This is a genomic window from Streptomyces sp. LZ34, assembly GCF_053890475.1.
On sequence record NZ_CM132680.1, the window covers coordinates 11,872,297 to 11,892,885 of the forward strand.

Genomic DNA, 20,589 nt, shown 5'->3' on the forward strand with positions numbered 1-20,589 from the left:
GATGGCGATGGCCCCGGCGGGAGGCGCCGGGGCCATGGGCAGATGAGCCGGGACGGGGCTCAGGAGCGGGTGAAGTACCACTCGTGGTTGTTGAGGTTCTCCGGTGCGCACGGCCAGATGATCAGGTCGCGCGTCTGGTCATCCGCCGCGTACGAGTCCAGGCAGGTGTTGTTGCTGGCGGCGTTGCGGATCCAGAATCGGCCGTCGGACTGCTTGTCCAGCCACCACAGCTGGTTGTCGGCGGTCGTGCCGTTGCACGGGAACTCCGTCACCTTGGTGGCGTTCCCGGCGGCGCCGTAGCCGGGCAGGTCGAGGCACATGCCGTCCATGACGTTGCGGATCTGGAACAGGGGAGCTCCGCCCGGACCCGCGCTGTCGTACCTCTTCTCCAGATTCCACAGCTGGTTGTCGTCCGTGTTGCTGTTGCAGGTCGACTGGTGGATCGGGCCGTCGGGGTTGCCGCTGGTGAAGCCGGGGACGTCGGCGCAGGTGCCGTTCGTGTTGTTCTTGATCAGCACCCGGGTCATCACGGCCGGCAGATTGCTGGGGGCCTTCTTGCCCACGGAGGTGCGCTTCTTCTTCTTCTTCTCCTCCTTCGCCGTGGCCGAAGGGCTGGGCGGCTGCGAGACGGCGGCCTTCTCCTTCGCCGGGGAGGGGGACTTCGACCCCTTCTCCTTCTTCTTCTCGGCCTTGCTCTTCTTGGGCGACGGCGACTCGGCCACGAACTCACCCGCCCGCCCTCCGTCGTCGTCCAGCACGGTGTCGGCGGAGCTGGAAGAGGCCACCTTCTTGCTGTCGTCGTCGTCCTTGCCGGTGGCCATGATGAGCAGCGGCACGGCGACGAGGATGGCACCCGCCATGGCGGCACCGGCGAGGAGTGGCTTCTTGGGGCGGCCGGAGAGGTCGGCGTCCGCGTCGGGGGAGTCGCCGCCGGGGCCGGAGACGGTGGCGATGGCGGTGGCCGCCGCGGCCCCACCGGACCGCCCGTCACCGGACGCGGTGGCGACCGCGCCCTTGCCGACGAGCGACCGCCGGGCGCGGTTGCTCCCGTCCGACTGCGCCTGGGCCGCCGACTCCTCGGCGCTCGCCGATTCGGCCTTGTCGTCCTCGTCCGTGCTCGCCGGGGAGGGGCGCGAGGTGGTGGCGCGGGCGGACGGCTTCTTGCCGGTGAGGTGTTCCTCGATGCTCGCCGCGTCGGGCACGGCGGTCTCCTCGCCCGCGGTTTTCTTGCCGAGGGCCTTCTCGCCGGTCGCGGACACTTCACCGGTGTCGGAGGTTTCACCGGTGTCGGAGGTTTCACCGCTGGCGGATGTTCCGCCAGTGGCGGCCTTCTCGCCGGAAGCGGATGAGGAACCGCGTGGCGAGATCGGCTCCGGCTCGGGCGACGCGAAGAACGACTCGGCCGGCGTGCCGCTCGGCGTCTTGGCGTCACCGGCCCGCTGCTGATCGGACATGGACTTCTCCTCGTGGCCACGGACACGGGTCCCGTGGCGATGGGGGTGTTGACGGGGGATCAGAGAGTCGGGACGGGGCTCAACGGCCCTGCTCCGGCGCCGGATGGCGGACCGGGTCGTGGTCCGCCACCGGCGCCATCGGGCCCGCCGCGCGAAGGTGCCGGGCGAGCCGCGCCGGGTCTGCGTCGTCCCGGCCGGCCAGCTCGCGGGCGAGCGAGGCGTGCAGCAGCTGTCTGGAGGACGGGGTGAGCGCGCTCAGCACGACCTCCCGTGCCAGTTCGGGGAAGCGGTAGTGCCCCGTGTCGCAGTCGTCGGGGTCCGTGTCCCAGACCAGGACACGGGCGGTGACGGCGGCGTCGACCAGGGGCAGCAGCCGGTCCCGCGACATGCCCTGGACGTCGGCGAGCAGCCCGATGTCCAGGTGCGCGCCGTCGGCGGCGGCGTAGCAGAGCATCGTCCTGGCCGGTGCGGCCAGCTCGGCGAGCCGCGCCTGGACGACGCTGCGTACCGCGGCCGGCACCCGCGCCGTAGGGCCCATGCGCCGCTCCGGCGGCAGCCTCAGCAACTCCCCGAGCGTGAAGGGGTTGCCCTCGGCGCGCCGGTGCAGCGCCGTGGCCTCCTCGGCGGAGGCGCGCTCGCCGCGGGCGGCCAGCAGCTCGGCCACCTCCGCGACGGACAGTGGCTCCAGATGCAGCCGGGTGGCGCCGTGGCGGGCCAGCTCGGCGAGCAACCCGCTGGTCGCGGGTTCGTCGGTGTTCCGCAGGGCGCACACCACGACGACGGGAGCGTTCCGCAGTACGGCGGCGAGCCGGCGCAGCAGGTCGTGGAAGTCCGGAGGCGCCCAGTCGAGGTCGTCGACGACGCACAGGGCGGGCCCTCGGGCGAGTTCCCGTACGAGCGAGGCGAGCCGGTCCTCATCGGGGCGGGCGTCGGGGCCGGTGCCGGGCCGCTCCCGGCGCAGCGCGTCCAGGAGCTGGGTGGCAGGGCACGCCAGGGAGATGCCGAGGCTCTCGCTGAGCGCCTGGCCGCCGCTGGCCCGCGCCACGGTGAACCCGGCGTTCTCGGCCCCCGCGGTCATCTCCTCCAGCAGCCGTGTCTTGCCGGACCCAGGCTCTCCCGAGACGACGGCCCACTGGGTGCGCCCCGCGGCCGCGGCCCGCAGCAGGGCGGCGAGTTGTGCGGTCTCCTCGGCCCGGCCCACCAAGGGCGCCGCGGCGGAGGTGGTTTGGGCGGGGGACAGGGTGACCGCGGGGCCGGCCGGGCGGGGCTCGCCGAGGACCTGGGTGTCGTGCCGCAGGATGGCGGTGTGCAGATTGGACAGCCCGGGGCTGGGGTCGAGGCCGAGCTCCTGGGCCAGGAACGTGCGGAACCGCTCGTACTGCCGGAGCGCCTCGACGGACCGTCCCGCCCCGTACAGCGCGCACATCAACAGCGCCCATGAGGCCTCGCGGAGCGGGGCGCTGACGATGAGGTTTTCGGCCACGCCGATCGCCTGCTCCAGGTCGCCCTGTTTGATGAGGATCGTGGCCTGCAGCTCGGTGGCGTCGTGGCGGGCGGTGTTCAGCCGGGCCGTCTCGCGCGCCGCGAAGGCGTGTTCGGCGGTCTCGCCCAGGGCCTCGCCGCGCCACAGGCCGAGTGCGTCGTCTATCTCCTTGCGGGCGATGTCCAGTTGGCCGCGGCGCATGGCCTGCCGGGCCTGGGCCACGGACATCTCGAAGCGCGTGGTGTCACGGGCCTCGTCGGGCACCTTCAGGGCGTAGCCGGCCGGGCCGTTGACCAGGAGGGTGGAGCGGCCGCGCCGCACGGGTTCCAGCACCGAGCGCAGTCTGCTGATGTGCGCGCGTACGGAGGAGACGGCCCCGGTCGGCTGGGACCCCTGCCACAGGTCCTGGCAGAGCTGTGTCAGGGAGACGGGTCGGCCGTCCTCGATGAGCAGGCGGATCAGCAGCACCCGGCGCTGCCGTGGCCCCAGGGCCAGCGCCGTGCCGTCCCGTACCACCTCGACCGGGCCCAGCAGGCTGTACCACGTGGAGTGATCGTGCACCGAGTTCCTTCCCTGTCAGCACGCGTGGGGGTTCTCCCACGGCCTGCGCGGCAGGGTCCGCGGGAAGGGGTTGCCGTGCGGGGTGAGTTGTCCGGCAGGGACCGGAAGCCCTCTTGGTGTTGCCACCACGGGGCGCAGGCGACAAGCCCAGATACTCCGAACGCGACGCTATAGAGCCCCCTTTGTGCCGGTCCAGGTGCGCTGGGGCAGTCTGCCCGGGCCATTCGGGCAACGTATGCGTCTGTCGGGGCGCGCGTGGCCTGCCGACGCCAAGTCGGCGGGTCCCCTGGGGAGGGGGGTACCGGGGCGCCCGCTGACCGCCGGCCCCCACCTGAGCTTTCATATTCGCAGAACGGGCTTTCGAGGATTTTCCTTAGCGTTTTTGTTGTATGGGTTGCCGGTGATATCGAAACGATAAAGAAGGATTTCGACGCGCAGTCGCTGAGGGCGGCTACCGTATGATCACATCCGGAGCCACATGATCCGTTTCGCGGTGGACAGAGGGAGAACATTGCGCGCCTCTTTAGAGTCGGCGAATCCACAGCCGGCGACGAGGGAATCCGGGCGCAGGATTTCCGTCGTTATCCACGCGCAGGACCCGATCTCCCGGGAGGGGGCGATCGGCCAGCTGCGCCAGCACCCCGAGGTCGCACTCCTTGATGAGCCGGCCGCCCAGGCGGGAGACGTGGCGGTGCTGCTCACGGACTCGGTCGACGAGACCGCGCTCGCCAGCCTGCGCCGACTCGTACACGACGTGGAGCTGCGCGCGGTCCTGGTCGCGAGCCTGATCCGCAGGGCTGAACTGCTCGACGTGATCGAGTGTGGCGTCGGGGCCATCGTCTGGCGGCGCGAGGCCACCGGAGACCGCCTGTTCCAGGCGGTGCTCGCGGCCTCCCGCGGCGACGGCGACCTCCCCGCCGACCTGATCGGCCAACTGGTCAGCCAGGTAGGTGCGTTACGGCCAGGCGCGGTCGGCCGCCTCGGGGTGCCGCTGGGCCTGACACCGCGTGAGACCGATGTCCTGCGGCTGGTCGCCGAGGGGATGGGCACCGGCGAGATCGCCGTCAAACTCGCCTACTCCGAACGGACCGTGAAGAACGTCATCCAAGGCCTGACGACCCGCCTGGGCCTGCGTAACCGCGCCCACGCCGTGGCCTACGCCCTGCGGGAGGGATATATCTCCTGACGGCGCGTCAGGGGTGCCCGTCCGGCCCTGCGGCCGATGGCCGAACGGGCAGTCGTGGCACCAGCGGGCTGGACGGCGATGAGCCGGCAGCTGGGCGATCCGGTGTCCTTCGCCCTGCGGTTCCTCGCGCCGCGACTGTCAGCCCCGTATCCACCCCGCGTACCGGCCGGTCCTCTTCCGCGGCCGGTCTGCCGCTGACCGCACCGTCTGGTGCGGGTGCGGGTGCGGGTGCGGGTGCGCGGCGCCGCGGCCCCGCCCGCCGACGCATGGCGGGGTTGTCAGACCAGCGCCTCGTGGACGAAGCACCACCGCCATTCCTCACCCGGTTCCATGGGCTCCATGATGGGGTGCTGCTCACTGTGGGCGTGGGCGCGGGCGTGCCTGAGCGGTGAGGAGTCGCAGCAGCCGACGTGTCCGCAGGTCAGACAGAGCCGCAGATGCACCCAGGGGGATCCCAGACGCAGACACTCCTCGCAGCCTTCGGGGGTGCGCGGGGTGACATCGCGGACCATGGACAGATGTGGGTCGGGCTCGATGGCCATGTCGTTCACCCTTTCCGCCGTTCTTCTGTCCTTCTGCCATCTTCCATCGTCCACCGGGCCTCCGGCCAGGCCCTCTCCAGTGGCAGGAGGCGGCCTTTCCGGCCTGCCGAATCGGCGAGCGATCGCCCTCCCCGCCGACGTCACGTGGTCCGACGAGCTCGCCGAAGCCGTGGCCGCGGTGGAACGTGGCCTCGGCCCGCTGCGGCTGGCCGTCAACGCCGCGGGCATCGCCAACGCGGCCCCCGCCGAGGACATGCCCCTCGAACAGTGGAACAAGGTCATCGACGTGAACCTCACGGGCGTGTTCCTCTCCTGCCAGGCCGGGGCGCGCGCCATGCTCCGGGGCGGCGGCGGTCACGGAGTGGTGCGACCGCGGAATCCGGGTGAACAGCGTCAGCCCCGGCTACACCGCCACGCCCGCCGTGGTGTTCCTGCTGAGTGACGCCGCGAGCTTTGTCACCGGGACGGATCTCATCGTCGACGGAGACGTGACGTGCTGGTAGTCACGGGCCGGTCAGTCCGTCTCGCGTAGAAAGTCGGACAGCCCCTCCAGCAGCCGGTCGACGTCCCCGGAGTCGTTGTACGGGGCGAGGCCCACGCGCAGCCCGCCGGCGTCGCCGAGCCCCAGCCGGCGGGACGCCTCCAGGGCGTAGAAGGAGCCGGACGGCGCGTCGACACCACGGGCGGCCAGGTAGTGGTAGGCGTCCACGGTGCTGCGCCCCTCGATGGTGAGCAGCAGGGTGGGGGTGCGATCGGCCGCGCGGGAGTGGACGGTGATCCGGTCCAGGCCGGCCAGCCCCGCCTCGATCCGCGACCGCAGGGAGTCCTCGTACCCCTCCAGCGCGGTGAGCGCGGAGACCAGCCGCTCCCGGCGCGGGCCGTCCTGCCGCGGGCCGAGACCGGCCAGGAAGTCGACGGCGGCCCGGGCGCCGGCCAGCAGCTCGTACGGCAGGGTGCCGAGCTCGAAGCGCTCGGGGACGGCGTCCGTCGAGGGCAGCAGCTTGTCCGGGCGGAGGGTCTCCAGCAGCTCGGGGCGGGCGGCGAGCACGCCGTGGTGGGGGCCGAGGAACTTGTACGGGGAGCAGGCGAAGAAGTCCGCGCCCAGTCGCCCGACGTCGACGGGGGAGTGGGCGGTGTAGTGGACGCCGTCGACGTACAGCAGGGCCCCGGCCCCGTGCGCCAGCCGGGAGATCTCGGCGATGTCGGGGCGGGTGCCGAGCAGGTTGGAGGCGGCGGTCACCGCGACCAGGCGGGTGCGGTCGCCGAGCACGGCGCCGATGGCCTCGGGGGCGAGCTCGGCGGTGCCGGGGTCGAAGTCGGCCCAGCGGACCGTGGCCCCGGCCGCCGCCGCGGCCTGGACCCAGGGGCGGATGTTGGAGTCGTGGTCCAGCCGGGTCACGACGATCTCGTCGCCGGGCTGCCAGGTCTTGGCGAGGGCGCGGGAGAAGTCGTACGCGAGCTGGGTGGCGCTTCGGCCGAAGACGACGCCCGACGGGTCGGCGCCCAGCAGGTCGGCGAGCGCCCGGCGGGCGCCGGTCACGGTGGCGTCGGCGTTGCGCTCGCCGGGCGTGCGGGTGCCGCGGTTGGACAGCGGGTTGGCCAGGGCGTCGGACATGGCCTCGATGACGGGCAGCGGTGTCTGGGTGCCGCCGGGGCCGTCGAAGTGGGCGGAGCCGGCCTTCAGAGCCGGGAACTGCCGGCGGACGGCGGCGATGTCGTAGTCGCCGCCGGAGCCGCTGTCGTGGGCGCTGCCGTAGTCGTTCATCGCGTCTTCTTCCGGTCGAACCAGACGGTGGCCAGGGTGGGCACCAGCCCCGCCCAGAAGAGGATCTGCGGCACGCCGCGCTCCGTCCACGGCACCTGCGAGATCAGCAGGGCGCAGAGCATCGCCCAGGCCGCCTGGGCGAGTACGACGCGGGCCCAGCGGCCGCGGCGCACCAGGGACCACACGTTCAGCTGGACGCCGGTGCGCAGCCTGCGGTAGCGCCGCCAGGCGCCGAAGGCCCACACCGCCGCCATCGGCACCAGTACCCACAGCCGGTTGCCGAGCGGCACCGGCAGCTCCCGCGCCGCCTCGCCGTCCTGGGGGAACAGGTCGACCATGGCGCCCGCGGCCGCCACACAGATCAGCGCCAGCCAGCGGATGCCGCGCAACAGCCGATAGGTGGCCCGGTCGAGGTCGTGGCGCAGCCCGGTGTTGTCCGGGGCGGCGGCGAGCGCGTCGGCGTACACCTCCGCGGCCTGCGCGGCCGTGGTACCCGGCTTGTGCGCCTCCTGCATGCTCACCAGATACAGGGCCTGGTTGTTGGTGGGTTCCAGGCGGAGCACCTGGCGCAGCGCCCACTTGTAGGTCTCGGTCTCGTGGATGGCGCCGGCCGTCCGCCACAGCGCCTGGTACGCGTCCACGCTCTCCGGGTCCAGTCGCACCGCCTCCTTGGCCAGGTCCAGGGCCTCGAGGCGACGGGTCGGGTAGTACATCAGGAACTCGGCGAGCAGCGCGTGCGCGAAGCTGTTCTGCGGATCGACGCGCAGGGCCTGGCGCAGCGCATCCTCCGCCTTCCGCCAGCGCTCCGGCTGCTCCAGATGGTCCGCGCGGCGCAGCGCCTGGGCGTACATGCACAGCGCGCCGAGATCCTCGGGGGCGCGCTGGAGGGCCTCGCCGAGCGAGGTGAGAGCCTGCTCCACCTGGCCCGCCGCCACCTGGCAGCGGCCGAGCCTCACCCAGGCTCGGATGTCGTCCGGATCCTCGGCCAGGCGGCGGCCCAGCAGGGCGGCGGCCTCGTCGTACCGCTTCAGCTCGATGAGTACGTCGGCCTGTTCGAGGGCCGGGTGCGGGGTCACAGCTTCCGCCTCTTCTTCAGATACGCGAGCAGGTCGTCGTACATCCCGCCCTCGTTGGCGAACATGGCCACATTGCGGGCGGCCGCGAACCACGGTTCGGTGGAGGGGACCACGGACTTCGCCGCGCTGAGCAGGTCCTTCATGCCGATCATGCGCACGGTGCCGGTGCGCGCGGAGTCGAGCAGCGCCGTCTCGGCCGCGGCCTCGCACACATGGGCCAGGTCGGCGCCCGAGAGGCCGTCGGTGGCCTTGGCGAGCTTGCCCAGGTCGACGCTTTCGATGGGGCGTTCGCGCAGGTGGTAGCGGAGGATCGCCTCGCGCGCGGGGGCGTCGGGCGGCAGCACGAGGAGGGTGCGGTCCAGCCGGCCGGGGCGGCGCAGCGCGATGTCTACGTCCCACGGGAGGTTGGTGGCCGCGAGCACGAACACACCGTCGTTCGCCGGGGCGTCGACGCCGTCCAGCTCGGTCAGCAACTGGTTGACCGTGTTGCGCATGCCGCTGTTCTGGGTTCGGCTGCGCTTGCCGCCGAGGGCGTCCAGCTCGTCGAGGAAGACCACACAAGGGGCCTGGCGGCGGGCGGTGGCGAACACCTCGTGCATATTGCGCTCGGAGTTGCCGATGAACATGTCGAGCACATCGTTGATCGACACCGACAGAAAGCCGGCGCCGAGCTCTCCGGCCACGGCGCGGGCGATGAAGGTCTTGCCGCAGCCGGGCGGGCCGTACAGCAGCAGTCCGCCACGCAGGCTCTTGCCGTACAGCTTGCGCAGCTCGGGATTGCGCATGGGGGCGAGGAAGGCCGCCTCCAGACGCTCCTTGACCTCCCGCATGCCGCCGACGTCCGCCAGCCGCACCGTGCCGGGCGCGGCCACCTCCCAGGCGGAGGCGTCCCCGGGGTCCCCGCTGCCGTCGGCGGTGAGCGGGGTCTCGACGAACCGGGGCGGCACCGCGTCGCCGACCTGGTTCTCGGCGGCCCGCCAGTCGAAGCCCCCGCGGGGCGCGGCGGACGGCGGCCGCGCGGCGGGCGCTTCGGCGGCGGGTGCTTCGGCGGCGGCCGGCACGCTCTGCCGGGGCTGCGCGGGCGCCCCCATGGCGCGGGTCATCAACTCCCGCGCCTGCGGGTCGCCGGGCGAGTGCTGCAGCGCGACGGCGACCTCCGCGATGGCCGCGTCGTGCCGGCCCGCGGTCAGCAGGAGTTCGGCGAGGTGCAGCCGCAGCGGTACGTCGCCGGGCGCCGCCGCGACGGCCGCACGCAGGCTCTGGATCAGGGGCGAGTCCTCCGACATGGCGCACACTCTACGGAGGTGGGCCACCCGGGTGATCACCCTCCCCCCGAAGGGCGCAGCCCCTGGTGTGCGCGGTTGGTCACACGTCCGGCGGGCCGGGGCAGCGGGCGATCACGACGATGGCCGCGTCGTCGTTCACATGTCCGCCGGTGTGCCGGAGCATGTCGTCCTGGAGACGGTGCGCCAGCGACCGCGGATCGTCGCTCGTCCAGGCCGCGACGCGGTCGACGAGGGGGTAGAAGGCGCCGCCGGCGTTCCGCGCCTCGATCAGGCCGTCGGTGTAGAGCAGCAGCAGGTCGCCCTCTTCGAAGTCGAAGGTTTCGGACGTGTACTCGCTCTCGGACGTCACGGCCAGCCCCAGCGGCAGCGCGGGCTCGCCGACCTCCAGCGTGCGGACCCTCCCGCCCCGCAGCAGCAGCGGAGGAGGGTGTCCGCAGTTCACCATCGCGGCGGCCGGGCGGTCGTCGTAGACGTCCAGCAGCAAAGCGGTCACGAACGACTCCTGGGGGTCCGGGCCGGCCCTGCCGCCGTGGTCCCAGTTCCAGCGCATCGCGTTGCCCAGGTGTGCCGCGATGGCCGGCAGCGAGAGGTTCCGGTAGGCGGACCCGCGGAAGGCGCCGATCAGCACCGCCGCGTCCCCGACGGCGGAGAGGCCCTTGCCGCGGACGTCGCCGATGACCAGCCGGGCCGCGTCCTTGGCGGCCACGGCCGCGTACAGATCCCCGCCGATCTGTGCCTCCTCCTCGGCCGCGAGATAGGTGGAGGCGATCCTCAGCGGTCCCATCCGGTCGGGGAGCGGCCGCAGCAGGACCTCCTGCGCCGCCACGGCCACCGAACGCACCTGGGTGAGCTTGCGCTGGTGCCGGTCGGTCGCGAACCGGAAGCCTGTCACCAGGGCCGAGATCAACAGGAGGGTGCCGATCTGCGCCTGGTGGTTCGGGGTCATCAGACCGCCGTGCAGCTGGCCGATGATCACCTGGGCCGCCACGGCGAGGGCTCCGATCACGCCGGTGGCCGCGGGGCCCGCGAACGAGGCGGTGATCGCGGGCGCCGCGATCAGGAACGGGCCCAGGTGGACGGTCTCGGGTGTCTTGATGTCGATCAGGGTGATCGCCAGAATGATTCCGAGCGGAATGGCGAGCAGTGCCCGGTTCCACCGCCGTGAACCGGCCGGACGGGCAGGACCGTGCCGAACGCGCATATCTCCTGCTTACACCCGTTGCCGCCGCGCCGCCCGGCCGTCAGCCCCGGGACGTTCTCCATCCCGCCGCGGCGGGATCAGCTCGTCGGCGAGGAGGTCCATCAGCAGTCCGTCGTGCACGGTGCCGTCCCGTCGGCGCTCGTACTGGCGCATGATGCCCACCGGACGGAAACCCAGACGCCGGTAGAGGCGGATCGCGCGCTCGTTGTCCGTGGCCGGGTCGATGGTCAGGCGGTGGTGGCCGTCGACGTCCAGCAGGTGGCGCGCCAGGGCGTGGATGGCGTCCGCGCCGATGCCCCGGCGGTGCCAGTCCGGATGGACGGCGATGTCGATGCCGGCGTGCCGGTAGTCGGGGGTGGGCTCCTCGCAGGACTGGATGATGCCGACGACCACCCCCTGGTACTCGATGGCGTAACTGCGGATGTCCTCCGGCGGGTCGCAGGCCTCCTCGGCCTGCTCGTCGGGGTCTCCCCACCAACGGGCGACGTCCGGCTGGGCGAGGATGTCGCGGAAGCGCCGAAGGTCGGAGGTCACGGCGGGGCGCAGCTGGACACGGTGTCCTGTGATCACGTCCACGACGGGCCCCCAGCCGTCGATGAAGCGGCCGTCGACGAAGCGGCCGTCGGCCGGGCGGATGCCGCGTGGCCGGGCTCGACGGCCACCTGCCGCGGTGTTACGGGCGTCTCCTCGGCGCAGCAGACCACGGCCGCGCGGACCGGGGCTCCGCAGCCCTCGTGCCGCAGCCGCAGGGGCGGGCCGTCCGGGCCCGCGGCGTAGGCGTCGCCCCACTGCATCAGGGCCACCAGGACCGGCCACAGATCCCAGCCCTTGCGGGTCATCCGGTATTCGTGCCGGGTCCGGCGGCCCGGCTCCTGGTACGGGGTGCTCCGCAGGATCCCGGACGCCACGAGCTTGCGCAGCCGGTCGGCCAGCACCGCCTGGGACAGCCCGACATGGCGGTGGAAGTCGTCGAAGCGGCGCACCCCGTTGACGGCGTCGCGCAGGATCAACAGGGTCCACTTCTCCCCGACCACCTCCAGAGCGCGCCGGATCGAGCAGTCCTCGGTGTCCACCTCGCGCCAGTCCATGGCGCCATCGTAGGCAGTCGGCCCGGCGTTGACAGCCGGTAGCGCAGCTGGCTAGCTTCGACTTTCGAAGCCAGATCGGGAGGGTCCCCAGCATGGGCAGATCGCGTACGTACTCATGGGCGGACCCGGCCGTCCCGGCCACCGCCGCGACGGGCACCAGCGGGCTGGAATTCCTGCGGGAACTGGCCGCCGGCCGGCTGCCCGGCCCGCCGATCGGGGCCACGCTGGGCCTCGCCCTCGAAGAAGTGGAACACGGCCGGGCGGTCTTCTGCCTGGAGCCGGGCGAGGAGCACTACAACCCCATCGGCAGTGTTCACGGCGGCGTGTACGCCACCCTGCTGGACTCCGCGGCGGGCTGCGCCGTCCACTCCACCCTCCCGCGGGGCATGGCCTACACCTCGCTCGATCTGACGGTGAAGTTCCTGCGTCCGATCACCGTCGACACCGGGAAGGTGCGCGCGGTGGGCACCGTGCTCAACGCGGGCCGCCGCACCGCGCTCGCCCAGGCCGAGCTGTACGACGCCGACGACCGCCGGCTGGCCCACGCCACCAGCAGCTGTCTGCTGTTCCCCGTACCGGACGGCGCGTAGGAGAGGCCGGCGGCGGGGTCGGGTGGTCGTGGTCGGTTATGCCGGTTACACGGAGTCGCAGGTCTTGAGTATGTAATCGTCGCTGTCCGGCGCGGACACATCCAGATCACGGCGGACGATGGCGACCCCCGGCTGCTGCCAGCCGGCACAGGTGGTCTTGAGCGCGGAGTCCCTGTACTCGATCATGATGACCTTCGAGAAGGCCTCGGTGTAGTCGCCGCACTCGGGAGGGCGCTGCTGCCCGCACTCCTCGGCGATGGCGAAGTCCAGGCCAAGGTCCTCGCGGTGCGAGGCGAGCTCCAGGGTGTTCTTCTGGCCGATCGCCAGGTGCGCGGCGTGCGCGCGGTCGGCCAGCAGCTTGATGAAGGCCATGGCGTCGTCCTCGGTGAGCAGGTCCCGGGAGCGGGTGTAGCTGTCGTAGTTGTCCGGCTCGACGGCCTGGTAGCCGGCCTTGGCGCAGCCGTCGATCCAGCCCCCGACCGTGTCCGCGATCCGCTCCCGCTTGTCCGCGGTGCCGATGTCGAGGAGCGCCTCATCCCAGTCCTCGTCGATCACCACATCGCCGTTCGCGTCCCTGAGCAGCAGATCCGCGTCCCAGTCGTCGTCGGCGTCCGGCTGCGCCTGGAAGGCGTTGACGTAACAGATGTTGTACAGCCCCGGCGCGGGCGGGGCCTCGCGGTCCCTGCTGACGATCTTGACACCGGAGGGCGGGGTGTACGGCTCGTTGATCTGGTAGTCGAAGTTGGCGCCGTCGGTCGGCGGGAGCGTGACACCGTCGGGCGGGGCGGCGGGGTCGGCAGCGGGGGAGGCGGTGGCCCGCGGGGCCTTGGTCGCCTTCTTCGCCCGCGGGGTGTCCTCCGGTCCCGCGTGTGCGATACCGATGACGGTGAAGAGGGCGACGATGCCGATCAGGGACACCAGCACCGCACCTGTCACCGGCCGGCGGGGCGAGAGGGAGCTGCGTAGAGACATGTGAATTCCCATGTGGTGGACGCTGACCCCGCCTCGGACCTCGATCCTGGCGACCAATGCCGGGCTGGTGATGGGGGCATCCGTTACCGGCTGGGTGCGTCGCTCTCGGCGCCTCGCTCCAAGGAGACTTCGGCGTACCGAATGTAATGATCGAACTGAACGAGCGTCAAGTGGTGGGCTGCGAGGGCGCCGGCCACCCTCCCACCGGATGGACAGAAGACCAGGTCCGATAGGGTGCGGGCCATGTCTTGGCACCAAAATTCCCCGCGCACCCTCCAGCGTCGGCAGCCCGTCACGGTATCGTCTCGCCGGAGCAAGAAGACCCTGATCGCGGCCGTCGGCATCGGCATGGCTCTGGTGCTGAGCGGGTGCAACGACGACAACGGCAGCGCCAAGGACGAGGGCGCCCGCGCCACGCAGCCGGAGTCGAAGTCGCCGTCGTCCGGGGCGTCGGGGGCGTCGGGGTCTTCCTTCGCCCCGGCGAGCCCGGCGGCCGATGAGCCGTTGGTCGCGGGGTGGCAGACACAGACCCGGGACGAACACCACTTCCGCTACGACGTGCCGGCCAAGGCCGACAAGTGGAAGGTCCTCGACCAGGACACGTCCCTCTCCTACACCGATGAGAACGGCAAGCCGATCGTCGTGATGACCGGCGCCGCCAACTACCGTGAGGGCGGTTGCGCGTCGAGTCCCAACCCCAAGGCGTTGGGCGAGGCGGGCAAGGGCCAGCTCGCCACGGTCGGCACCACCGGCGGGGGCAAGGACGGCACCCTGCAGGAGAACGCCCGGAACTGGGCGGGCAACTGGGGCTTCGTCGCCTACGGCGGCAAGGACGACAAGCCCAAGATCGTGGTCAGCCAGGCCAAGCCGTGGAAGCGGAACGGCATCGAGGGTTACACCGCGACCGCCAAGGTCACGGTCGTCAACCGCCCGAGCGACTGTGTCCCGCCGACGGCCATTGTGCACAGCATCGCGCAGAAGCTCCCCGACGGCACCATGCACGGCTGGGTCATCTACGCGGACCAGGGCGTACCGCACGCGCTGACGTCGGCCGAGATCGAGAAGATCATGAACACCGTCCGGCCGACGAACGGCTGACGCCCGCGCGAGGCGAAGTTGAGCCCGTGTCATTTTTGCGGTCCCCGGCCCTTGTGGGTTGGGGACCGCTTCATTACTTTCCAGTAGGCAGCGCGCTGTCATGTTCACGATTGCGCTCGGAAGGGGCGTTCCCCGCCGTCTGGAAGGAACCACCATGCCTGTCTGCGCAGCCGGGCGTACCCGGCGAGTGTTCTCCGTGAGCGGCCCTCGGCGCCGCGGATCCACACGAACCCTTCTCTCCCTCGCTGCCGCCGTGGTGCTGGCCGTGACCGGCTCCGCCGCGGCGACCGCCGCCCAGCCGGCCACGGCATCGGGCGACGCGCGCACCGGCGCCGCCGGGCTGCGGGAGGTGATGTTCGTGGGCAACAACTGGGACGGCACGGCCGATGTCATCAAGTCCACCGGAGACCTCACCAAGATCGGCCGGATCAACGCCATACCGGACAAGGACCAGCGGCTCACCGAGATCTACCTCAACCCCATCAAGCTCGCGTTCTTCCTCGGCATCCGGCAGGGGCCGGGGGAGGGGCACGACCAGTTCGTCGACGACATGTACTCGACCCCGGACGGGTCGGCCATCGTCGTCTCCCGCCCGAGCTTCGCCGACGTGGTGTCCATCGACCTCGCCACGGGCAAGATCAGGTGGCGTTTCCCGGTGTCGGGGTTCCGCGCGGACCACATGGCGGTGTCACCCGACGGCAAGCGCGTCGCGGTGTCCGCTTCGACCTCGAACACGGTGCATGTGCTCGACATCGAGACGGGCAAGCAGCTCGGGCAGTTCTCCGCCGGGGACAAGCCCCACGAGAACGTCTTCACCGCCGGTGGGAAGTATCTGTGGAACATGTCGATCGGCGAGGTCAACACCGCGCTGGACGACCCGTCGATGGACTGGACGAAGGGCGACCGCCACATCACCGTGGTCGACACGGACACCTACAAGCAGGTCAAGGTCATCGACATGCGGGACCGGCTGGACGCCTTCGGCCGCAAGGACCTGTCCGACGCGGTCCGGCCGGTGGCCTTCACGCCCGATGAGTCGAAGCTCTACTTCCAGGTGTCCTTCTTCAATGGATTCCTGGAGTACGACGTGGCCACGGACAAGATCACCCGCGCCAAGACCCTCCCGAAGAACCCCGCGACCAGCGAGGACCGCACCACCTGGGTCAACGACTCCCGCCACCACGGGCTGTCGATGAGCCCGGACGGCAACAAGCTGTGTGTCGCCGGGACGATGGACGACTACGCGACCGTCGTCGACCGGACCTCCTTCCAGGAGGGTCCGCTGGTGCCGACTTCCAAGCCGTACTGGGCGACGGTGAGTGGCGACGGCAAGTCCTGCGTCGTCTCCGAGAGCGGCGCCGACCAGGTCACCGCGATCGACTTCGCGACGGGCAAGAAGGTCGCGTCGGTCGCGGTCGGCGACCACCCGCAGCGGGTCCGCATCGGCCATGTGGCAGCCGACTGGACCGGCCCGCAGGCCCCGTAAGGCCGGTCCTGCCGCGGGGCCGGTTCCGGCGTCGGGCCGGTCCCGCGGCGGTGCCCGTCCCGACGTCGTGCCCGTCCCGACGTCGTGCCCGTCCCGGCGCCGGGTCAGTCCCCGCGTACCGGCCCCGGCCCCGTCGACTTCCTGACGACCAGGTCCACCGACATGTCGAGACGGATCGGGGTCAGGCCGGGGTCGTCGGTGACCGCGTCGAGCACCCGGATGCTCTCGGCCGCCATCTCCTCGAACGGCTGCCGCACGGTGGTCAGCGCCGGGGCCGCGGACGCGGCGGCGTCGATGTCGTCGTACCCGACGACCGACACGTCTTCCGGGACGCGCAGCCCACGCTCCACACACGCCTCGATGACGCCCAGGCCTTGCAGATCGTTGCCGGTGACGAAGGCCGTCGGCGGGCTCCACAGGTCGAGGAGGGCGTGGGCGGCGCGTCTGGCCGGCTCGGTCTGGAACGGCACCACGCGGATCAGGTCGCGGTCGGCACGGATCCCGGCGTCGCGGAGCGCGGCGAGATACCCGCCGAAGCGCGCCCGGCAACAGGTCAGTTCGAGGGGGCCGGAGAGCAGCGCGATCCGCTGGTGACCGAGGTCGGTGAGGTGGCGGGCCGCGAGCCACCCGCCCCGCCACTGGGTCGCCCCGACGGTGTTCATCCCCGTCGGGGCGTCGCCGATCGTGTCGAGGACGACCGTGGGGACGCGGGACCGCGCCAGCCGGTCCACGACGGCCGGCGGGACCGGGGAGAGCACGAGGACGACGCCGTCCGGACGGTGCGCGAGCAGTGGGTCCAGCCAGTCACCGTCGTCATCCGCGTGGTTCACCGTGAGCGCACGTCCGGAGGAACGCAGCACCCGGGACAGGCCCCGCAGCAGTGGTGCGTTGACCGCGCTGACCACGCAGCCGAACACCACCTCGACCGATCCGTGCCGGTGCCTGCGGCGACGCCACTCGTAACCGGTGGCCCGCACCGCGTCCAGGACGCGCTGCCGGACCTCGGCCGACACCCCGGGCCGCCCGTTGAGGACCTTCGACACGACGCTCTGCGAGACATTCGCGGCTTGCGCCACGGTCGTCATGCGCACCGCCGATCGCACACTCATCGCCTGCTCCTCCACCAGTCGTCTCCTCATCGGGCCCTGTCAGGTCCGTCAGCCCCCGCCAGGCCCGTCAGGCCCCGTCGCGGGCCGTACGTGGCGCGGTGCTCTCCCGGACCACGAGCGAGGTCGCCAACTCGATCCTGCGGCCGGCCGACGAGCCGTGCCGCGACTGCTCCTGGGCGATCAGCCGCACCCCCTCGCCCCCCATCTCCGCCAGCGGCTGGCGGACGGTCGTGAGCGGCGGTGCGAGCATGGCGCAGATCATCGTGTCGTCGAAGCCGACGACCGACAGGTCATCGGGCACCCGCATCCCCCGCGCGCGGGCCACCTGGTACACCCCGGCCGCCTGGGCGTCGGAGCCGGCGAAGATCGCCGTCGGCGGCTGCGGAAGATTCAGCAGGGCCGCGCCGTGGTCCGTGCCGCCGGTGATGCTGAAGTCGCCGTAGCGCGTCAGGGCCGGGTCGGGAGCGAGGGAGAACTCGCGGTGCGCGGCGAGATAGCCCTCGTGCCGCTCCCTGGTGCACTGGATCTCGGCGGGGCCGCCGATGAACCCGACGCGCCGGTGTCCGAGTTCCAGGAGGTGGCGCGTGGCCGTGGCGCCCCCGGACCAGTTGGTCGCCCCCACCGTGGGGATCGTGGGCTCGCTGCTGCCGACCGGGTCGAGGAGGACCAGGGGCGCGGGCAGCCCCGCCAGCGCGGCGATCTCGTCGTGGCGCGCCCGGGAGAGCACCAGGATGATGCCGTCCGACGGGCGCGTGCGCCGTGCGTCGATCCAGTCGCTGATGCGGAAGCGCGGATGGCCGGTCGCGGTGAGCGCCAGGGTGTACCCGAGGCTGAACGCCGCGTGCTGAGCCCCGGCGATGAGCTCTCCCGCCCAGGACGAGGTGGTTCCCTCGATGAGGACGTCCAGGATCCCGCCGAGTTGCTTCCGGCGCCCCTTGCGGTGGAGATAACCCGTGGCGTGTGCGGCCTGGGTGACACGGATGCGGGTCTCCTCCGATATGTCCGGCTTATCGGCGAGCACCCGGGACACTGTGGAGACCGAGACCCCCGCGGCCTCGGCGACGGCCGCCATCGTTGGGCGCGTGGTCATGCTGCCTTTCCCTCCCGTAGGGCATCGCGACAGTACTGCCCTGCCGCAAATTCCCGCAATGTTTGTTGGAATATTCCGCGAGGAACCCATGCAAACGGCCGGTGATCCGCGCTTTCGATCCGGTGTATTGACAGTCGTTTTTACCCCGGCTTAGCTTCTCGAGCGCAGAACTTCCGCAAACTTTTGCGGGGAATTGCAGAGCAGTGGCTGTGAGGACCGCGGGCCCGCCCGCCGAGCACGGAGATGTGACGAGTGTCTGCCATCGATGACGAAACGGTCGGGCTCGGCCGCGGCCGAGCCGACGTCCGCGAGCTGATCGCGGCCATGACGCTGGAGGAGAAGCTCGCTCAACTCGTGGGCCTGTGGCAGGGAGTCGACCGCGAGGGCGGCGCCGTGGCCCCGCTGCAGGACGCCATGGACACCGTCGAGCAGAGCTTCGCCGACTTCGCCGCACACGGACTCGGCCAGATCACCCGGCACTACGGGACCCGGCCCCTGGACCCGCGGGAGGGCCGGGCGACCCTGGCCACCAAGCAGCGGTGGCTGAGGGAGAACACCAGACTCGGCATCCCCGCCATCGTGCACGAGGAGTGCCTGACCGGGCTCGCCGCCTGGAAGGCGGCGACCTACCCCGTACCGCCTGCCTGGGGCGCCACCTTCGATCCGCCGCTCGTCGAACGCATGGCGGCGCGGATCGGCCGCACGATGGCGGGCCTGGGCATCCATCAGGGCCTGGCGCCGGTCCTCGACGTGATCCGCGACATGCGCTGGGGGCGGGTCGAGGAGTGCATCTCGGAGGATCCCTACCATGTCGCGGTCACCGGCGCCGCGTATGTGCGAGGCCTCCAGAGCGCCGGGATCATCGCCACCTTGAAGCACTTCGTCGGCTACTCCGACTCGCGCGCCGGCCGCAACCTCGCGCCGGTGCACGCCGGGCCGCGCGAGGTCCGCGACATCCTGGAGTTCCCCTTCGAGGTGGCCGTACGGGACGCCGGAGCGCGCTCCGTGATGAACTCGTACGCCGAGATCGACGGAGTGCCCGTCGCCGCGAGCAACGAGCACCTCACCGGAACACTGCGCGAGGAATGGGGCTTCACCGGCACCGTCGTCGCCGACTACTTCGCCGTGGCCTTCCTCCAGACCCTGCACCGGGTGGCCGAGGACGGCGGCGACGCCGCGGCCCAGGCGATCACCGCCGGGATCGACGTCGAACTCCCCACCGGCGTCACCTATCTGGAGCCCCTGAAGGAGCGCATCGCGGACGGCCGGCTCGGCGTGGACGTCGTGGACCGCGCGCTCGAGCGGGTGCTGCGCCAGAAGGCCGAGCTCGGCCTGCTCGACCCCGGGTGGTCACCCGACCCGATACCCGCCGACGGTGCGTCCGCCCGCGATGTGCCCGCCGGCGAGGTGGACACCGAAGAGGACCGCGCGCTGGCCGCGGCCATCGCCGAACGCTCCCTCGTACTGCTGCGCAACGACGGTGTGCTGCCGCTGGGCGGCACCCGGCCCGCGCCCGGACGCATCGCGGTCATCGGCCCGAACGCCCAGTCGCTGTCCGCGATGTTCGGCTGCTACTCGTTCATCAACCACGTCCTGCCGCACCACCCCGACTGCGACACCGGTCTCGGCGTCGAGTCCGTCGAAGGCGCCCTCCGCCGCGAGTTCGCCGCCGCCGACATCGTCACCGAGCGAGGCACCGGTGTCGACGACGGGGCCACGGACGGCATTCCCGCCGCCGCCACCGCCGCGGCCGGCGCGGATGTGGCCGTCGTCGTGGTCGGCGACCGCTCCGGCCTCTTCGGGCGCGGCACCAGCGGGGAGGGCTGCGACGCCGACGACCTGGAACTGCCCGGCGCACAGCGGGCCCTCGTCGAGGCGGTCATCGCCACCGGGACACCGACCGTGGTCGTCCTGCTGACCGGACGCGGCTACGCGCTCGGGTGGCTGCTGGACCGGGCCGCCGCGGTCGTGCAGGCCTTCTTCCCCGGCGAGGAGGGGGCGGCCGCCATCGCCGGAGTGCTGAGCGGCCGGGTCAACCCGAGCGGCCGGATGCCCATGAGCCTGCCCCGCGGCGCCGGGGCGCAGCCCTACAGCTATCTGCACCCGCCGCTCGGCGCCGCGAGCTCGGTGACCAACATCGACACCGAGCCGCCTGTCCGGTACGGATTCGGCCTCAGCTACACCCGGTTCGCCTACGAGGACTTCACGGTCGACTCCACAACCGTCGACGTCGCCGACGCGATCCGCTGCGCCGTCACCGTGCGCAACGCCGGCGACCGCGAGGGCGCCGAGGTCGTCCAGCTGTACGCGAGCGACCCCGTGGCCTCGGTCACCCGCCCGATGGCACAGCTCGTCGCCTTCGCGCGCGTCCCCCTCGGGCCCGGGGAGTCGGCGCGCGTCCACTTCACGGTGCCCACGCGGCTGCTGGCGTTCAGTGATCGCGACGGGGTGCGGATCGTCGAGCCCGGCGACATCCGCGTCGGCGTCCGGCGCGACGCCGGTGACGTGATCCTCGAACACACCGTACGGCTCACCGGCGATGTGCACATCGTGACCGGCGCCGAACCCCGGATCAGCACGGTCGACATCACCTAGACCCCGC

General features: G+C 71.7%; 18 protein-coding genes. 6 read left to right on the plus strand and 12 right to left on the minus strand.

Annotation, left to right across the window (positions count from 1 at the left end; all coding sequences use genetic code 11):
- Positions 1 to 59 precede the first annotated feature (59 nt).
- Entirely contained in the window at positions 60 to 1,454 is a 1,395-nt protein-coding gene (locus ACWY4P_RS50850; RefSeq protein WP_456207604.1) for an RICIN domain-containing protein, read from the minus strand.
- Positions 1,455 to 1,533: 79 nt separating this feature from the next.
- Complete coding sequence (locus ACWY4P_RS50855; RefSeq protein WP_456207605.1) at positions 1,534 to 3,498, minus strand: BTAD domain-containing putative transcriptional regulator; 1,965 nt, start codon at positions 3,496 to 3,498, stop codon at positions 1,534 to 1,536.
- A gap of 478 nt (positions 3,499 to 3,976) precedes the next feature.
- Between ACWY4P_RS50855 and ACWY4P_RS50860 the strand changes: the two genes are divergently transcribed.
- On the plus strand, positions 3,977 to 4,684 hold the full coding sequence (locus tag ACWY4P_RS50860; protein ID WP_456207606.1) for a response regulator transcription factor: 708 nt from the start codon (positions 3,977 to 3,979) through the stop codon (positions 4,682 to 4,684).
- 278 nt (positions 4,685 to 4,962) lie between these two features.
- On the opposite strand, the gene ACWY4P_RS50865 is transcribed toward ACWY4P_RS50860, so the two are convergent.
- Positions 4,963 to 5,226, minus strand: a complete 264-nt coding sequence (locus ACWY4P_RS50865) for a UBP-type zinc finger domain-containing protein (RefSeq protein ID WP_456207607.1) — start codon at positions 5,224 to 5,226, stop codon at positions 4,963 to 4,965.
- Between the two features lie 79 nt (positions 5,227 to 5,305).
- Between ACWY4P_RS50865 and ACWY4P_RS50870 the strand changes: the two genes are divergently transcribed.
- The gene (locus tag ACWY4P_RS50870; protein WP_456207608.1) at positions 5,306 to 5,668 is read left to right on the plus strand and encodes an SDR family NAD(P)-dependent oxidoreductase; all 363 of its coding nucleotides are present in this window, start codon (positions 5,306 to 5,308) and stop codon (positions 5,666 to 5,668) included.
- 72 nt (positions 5,669 to 5,740) lie between these two features.
- Here the strand turns inward: ACWY4P_RS50870 and ACWY4P_RS50875 are convergent, their stop codons facing one another.
- From ACWY4P_RS50875 to ACWY4P_RS50900, 6 genes are all read right to left on the minus strand, one after another.
- Complete coding sequence (locus ACWY4P_RS50875) at positions 5,741 to 6,991, minus strand: cysteine desulfurase-like protein (RefSeq protein ID WP_456207609.1); 1,251 nt, start codon at positions 6,989 to 6,991, stop codon at positions 5,741 to 5,743.
- The gene (locus ACWY4P_RS50880) at positions 6,988 to 8,067 is read right to left on the minus strand and encodes a TPR domain-containing protein (RefSeq protein WP_456207610.1); all 1,080 of its coding nucleotides are present in this window, start codon (positions 8,065 to 8,067) and stop codon (positions 6,988 to 6,990) included. Before ACWY4P_RS50880 ends, ACWY4P_RS50875 begins: the two co-directional genes overlap by 4 nt.
- Positions 8,064 to 9,353 carry an ATP-binding protein gene (locus ACWY4P_RS50885; protein WP_456207611.1) on the minus strand — a complete coding sequence of 430 codons (1,290 nt, stop codon included), beginning with the start codon at positions 9,351 to 9,353 and terminating at the stop codon, positions 8,064 to 8,066. The genes ACWY4P_RS50880 and ACWY4P_RS50885 overlap by 4 nt, the downstream gene beginning before the upstream one ends.
- A gap of 79 nt (positions 9,354 to 9,432) precedes the next feature.
- Positions 9,433 to 10,554, minus strand: a complete 1,122-nt coding sequence (locus tag ACWY4P_RS50890) for a PP2C family protein-serine/threonine phosphatase (RefSeq protein ID WP_456207612.1) — start codon at positions 10,552 to 10,554, stop codon at positions 9,433 to 9,435.
- Between the two features lie 9 nt (positions 10,555 to 10,563).
- Complete coding sequence (locus ACWY4P_RS50895) at positions 10,564 to 11,124, minus strand: GNAT family N-acetyltransferase (protein WP_456213325.1); 561 nt, start codon at positions 11,122 to 11,124, stop codon at positions 10,564 to 10,566.
- Positions 11,121 to 11,642 (minus strand): winged helix-turn-helix transcriptional regulator, encoded by a 522-nt coding sequence (locus tag ACWY4P_RS50900; protein WP_456207613.1) that lies wholly within the window; start codon positions 11,640 to 11,642, stop codon positions 11,121 to 11,123. The genes ACWY4P_RS50895 and ACWY4P_RS50900 overlap by 4 nt, the downstream gene beginning before the upstream one ends.
- Positions 11,643 to 11,734: 92 nt before the next feature.
- Here ACWY4P_RS50900 and ACWY4P_RS50905 point away from each other — a divergent pair, with 92 nt between their 5' ends.
- Entirely contained in the window at positions 11,735 to 12,232 is a 498-nt protein-coding gene (locus ACWY4P_RS50905) for a PaaI family thioesterase (RefSeq protein WP_456207614.1), read from the plus strand.
- A gap of 45 nt (positions 12,233 to 12,277) precedes the next feature.
- On the opposite strand, the gene ACWY4P_RS50910 is transcribed toward ACWY4P_RS50905, so the two are convergent.
- Complete coding sequence (locus tag ACWY4P_RS50910; protein WP_456207615.1) at positions 12,278 to 13,204, minus strand: endo alpha-1,4 polygalactosaminidase; 927 nt, start codon at positions 13,202 to 13,204, stop codon at positions 12,278 to 12,280.
- Positions 13,205 to 13,447: 243 nt separating this feature from the next.
- Here ACWY4P_RS50910 and ACWY4P_RS50915 point away from each other — a divergent pair, with 243 nt between their 5' ends.
- Positions 13,448 to 14,302 (plus strand): hypothetical protein, encoded by an 855-nt coding sequence (locus ACWY4P_RS50915; protein WP_456207616.1) that lies wholly within the window; start codon positions 13,448 to 13,450, stop codon positions 14,300 to 14,302.
- A 154-nt stretch (positions 14,303 to 14,456) separates the two neighbouring features.
- A complete protein-coding gene (locus tag ACWY4P_RS50920; protein WP_456207617.1) occupies positions 14,457 to 15,788 on the plus strand; it encodes a YncE family protein in 1,332 nt (443 codons plus the stop codon).
- A 104-nt stretch (positions 15,789 to 15,892) separates the two neighbouring features.
- Here ACWY4P_RS50920 and ACWY4P_RS50925 read toward each other — a convergent pair whose 3' ends face one another.
- Both ACWY4P_RS50925 and ACWY4P_RS50930 read right to left on the minus strand, forming a co-directional pair.
- The gene (locus ACWY4P_RS50925) at positions 15,893 to 16,897 is read right to left on the minus strand and encodes a LacI family DNA-binding transcriptional regulator (RefSeq protein WP_456207618.1); all 1,005 of its coding nucleotides are present in this window, start codon (positions 16,895 to 16,897) and stop codon (positions 15,893 to 15,895) included.
- 67 nt (positions 16,898 to 16,964) lie between these two features.
- On the minus strand, positions 16,965 to 17,987 hold the full coding sequence (locus ACWY4P_RS50930; protein WP_456207619.1) for a LacI family DNA-binding transcriptional regulator: 1,023 nt from the start codon (positions 17,985 to 17,987) through the stop codon (positions 16,965 to 16,967).
- 252 nt (positions 17,988 to 18,239) lie between these two features.
- Here ACWY4P_RS50930 and ACWY4P_RS50935 point away from each other — a divergent pair, with 252 nt between their 5' ends.
- Positions 18,240 to 20,582 (plus strand): beta-xylosidase/alpha-l-arabinosidase, encoded by a 2,343-nt coding sequence (locus tag ACWY4P_RS50935; protein WP_456207620.1) that lies wholly within the window; start codon positions 18,240 to 18,242, stop codon positions 20,580 to 20,582.
- The last annotated feature ends 7 nt before the right edge of the window (positions 20,583 to 20,589 follow it).

What these genes read in the sequence shown, in the direction of transcription:
- ACWY4P_RS50850 (WP_456207604.1), bottom strand. Translation starts at nt 1,454, where the DNA reads ATGTCCGATCAGCAGCGGGCCGGTGACGCCAAGACGCCGAGCGGCACG.
- ACWY4P_RS50860 (WP_456207606.1), top strand. Translation starts at nt 3,977, where the DNA reads ATGATCCGTTTCGCGGTGGACAGAGGGAGAACATTGCGCGCCTCTTTA.
- ACWY4P_RS50865 (WP_456207607.1), bottom strand. Translation starts at nt 5,226, where the DNA reads ATGGCCATCGAGCCCGACCCACATCTGTCCATGGTCCGCGATGTCACC.
- ACWY4P_RS50875 (WP_456207609.1), bottom strand. Translation starts at nt 6,991, where the DNA reads ATGAACGACTACGGCAGCGCCCACGACAGCGGCTCCGGCGGCGACTAC.
- ACWY4P_RS50885 (WP_456207611.1), bottom strand. Translation starts at nt 9,353, where the DNA reads ATGTCGGAGGACTCGCCCCTGATCCAGAGCCTGCGTGCGGCCGTCGCG.
- ACWY4P_RS50890 (WP_456207612.1), bottom strand. Translation starts at nt 10,554, where the DNA reads ATGCGCGTTCGGCACGGTCCTGCCCGTCCGGCCGGTTCACGGCGGTGG.
- ACWY4P_RS50900 (WP_456207613.1), bottom strand. Translation starts at nt 11,642, where the DNA reads ATGGACTGGCGCGAGGTGGACACCGAGGACTGCTCGATCCGGCGCGCT.
- ACWY4P_RS50905 (WP_456207614.1), top strand. Translation starts at nt 11,735, where the DNA reads ATGGGCAGATCGCGTACGTACTCATGGGCGGACCCGGCCGTCCCGGCC.
- ACWY4P_RS50910 (WP_456207615.1), bottom strand. Translation starts at nt 13,204, where the DNA reads ATGTCTCTACGCAGCTCCCTCTCGCCCCGCCGGCCGGTGACAGGTGCG.
- ACWY4P_RS50915 (WP_456207616.1), top strand. Translation starts at nt 13,448, where the DNA reads ATGTCTTGGCACCAAAATTCCCCGCGCACCCTCCAGCGTCGGCAGCCC.
- ACWY4P_RS50920 (WP_456207617.1), top strand. Translation starts at nt 14,457, where the DNA reads ATGCCTGTCTGCGCAGCCGGGCGTACCCGGCGAGTGTTCTCCGTGAGC.
- ACWY4P_RS50925 (WP_456207618.1), bottom strand. Translation starts at nt 16,897, where the DNA reads ATGAGTGTGCGATCGGCGGTGCGCATGACGACCGTGGCGCAAGCCGCG.
- ACWY4P_RS50930 (WP_456207619.1), bottom strand. Translation starts at nt 17,987, where the DNA reads ATGACCACGCGCCCAACGATGGCGGCCGTCGCCGAGGCCGCGGGGGTC.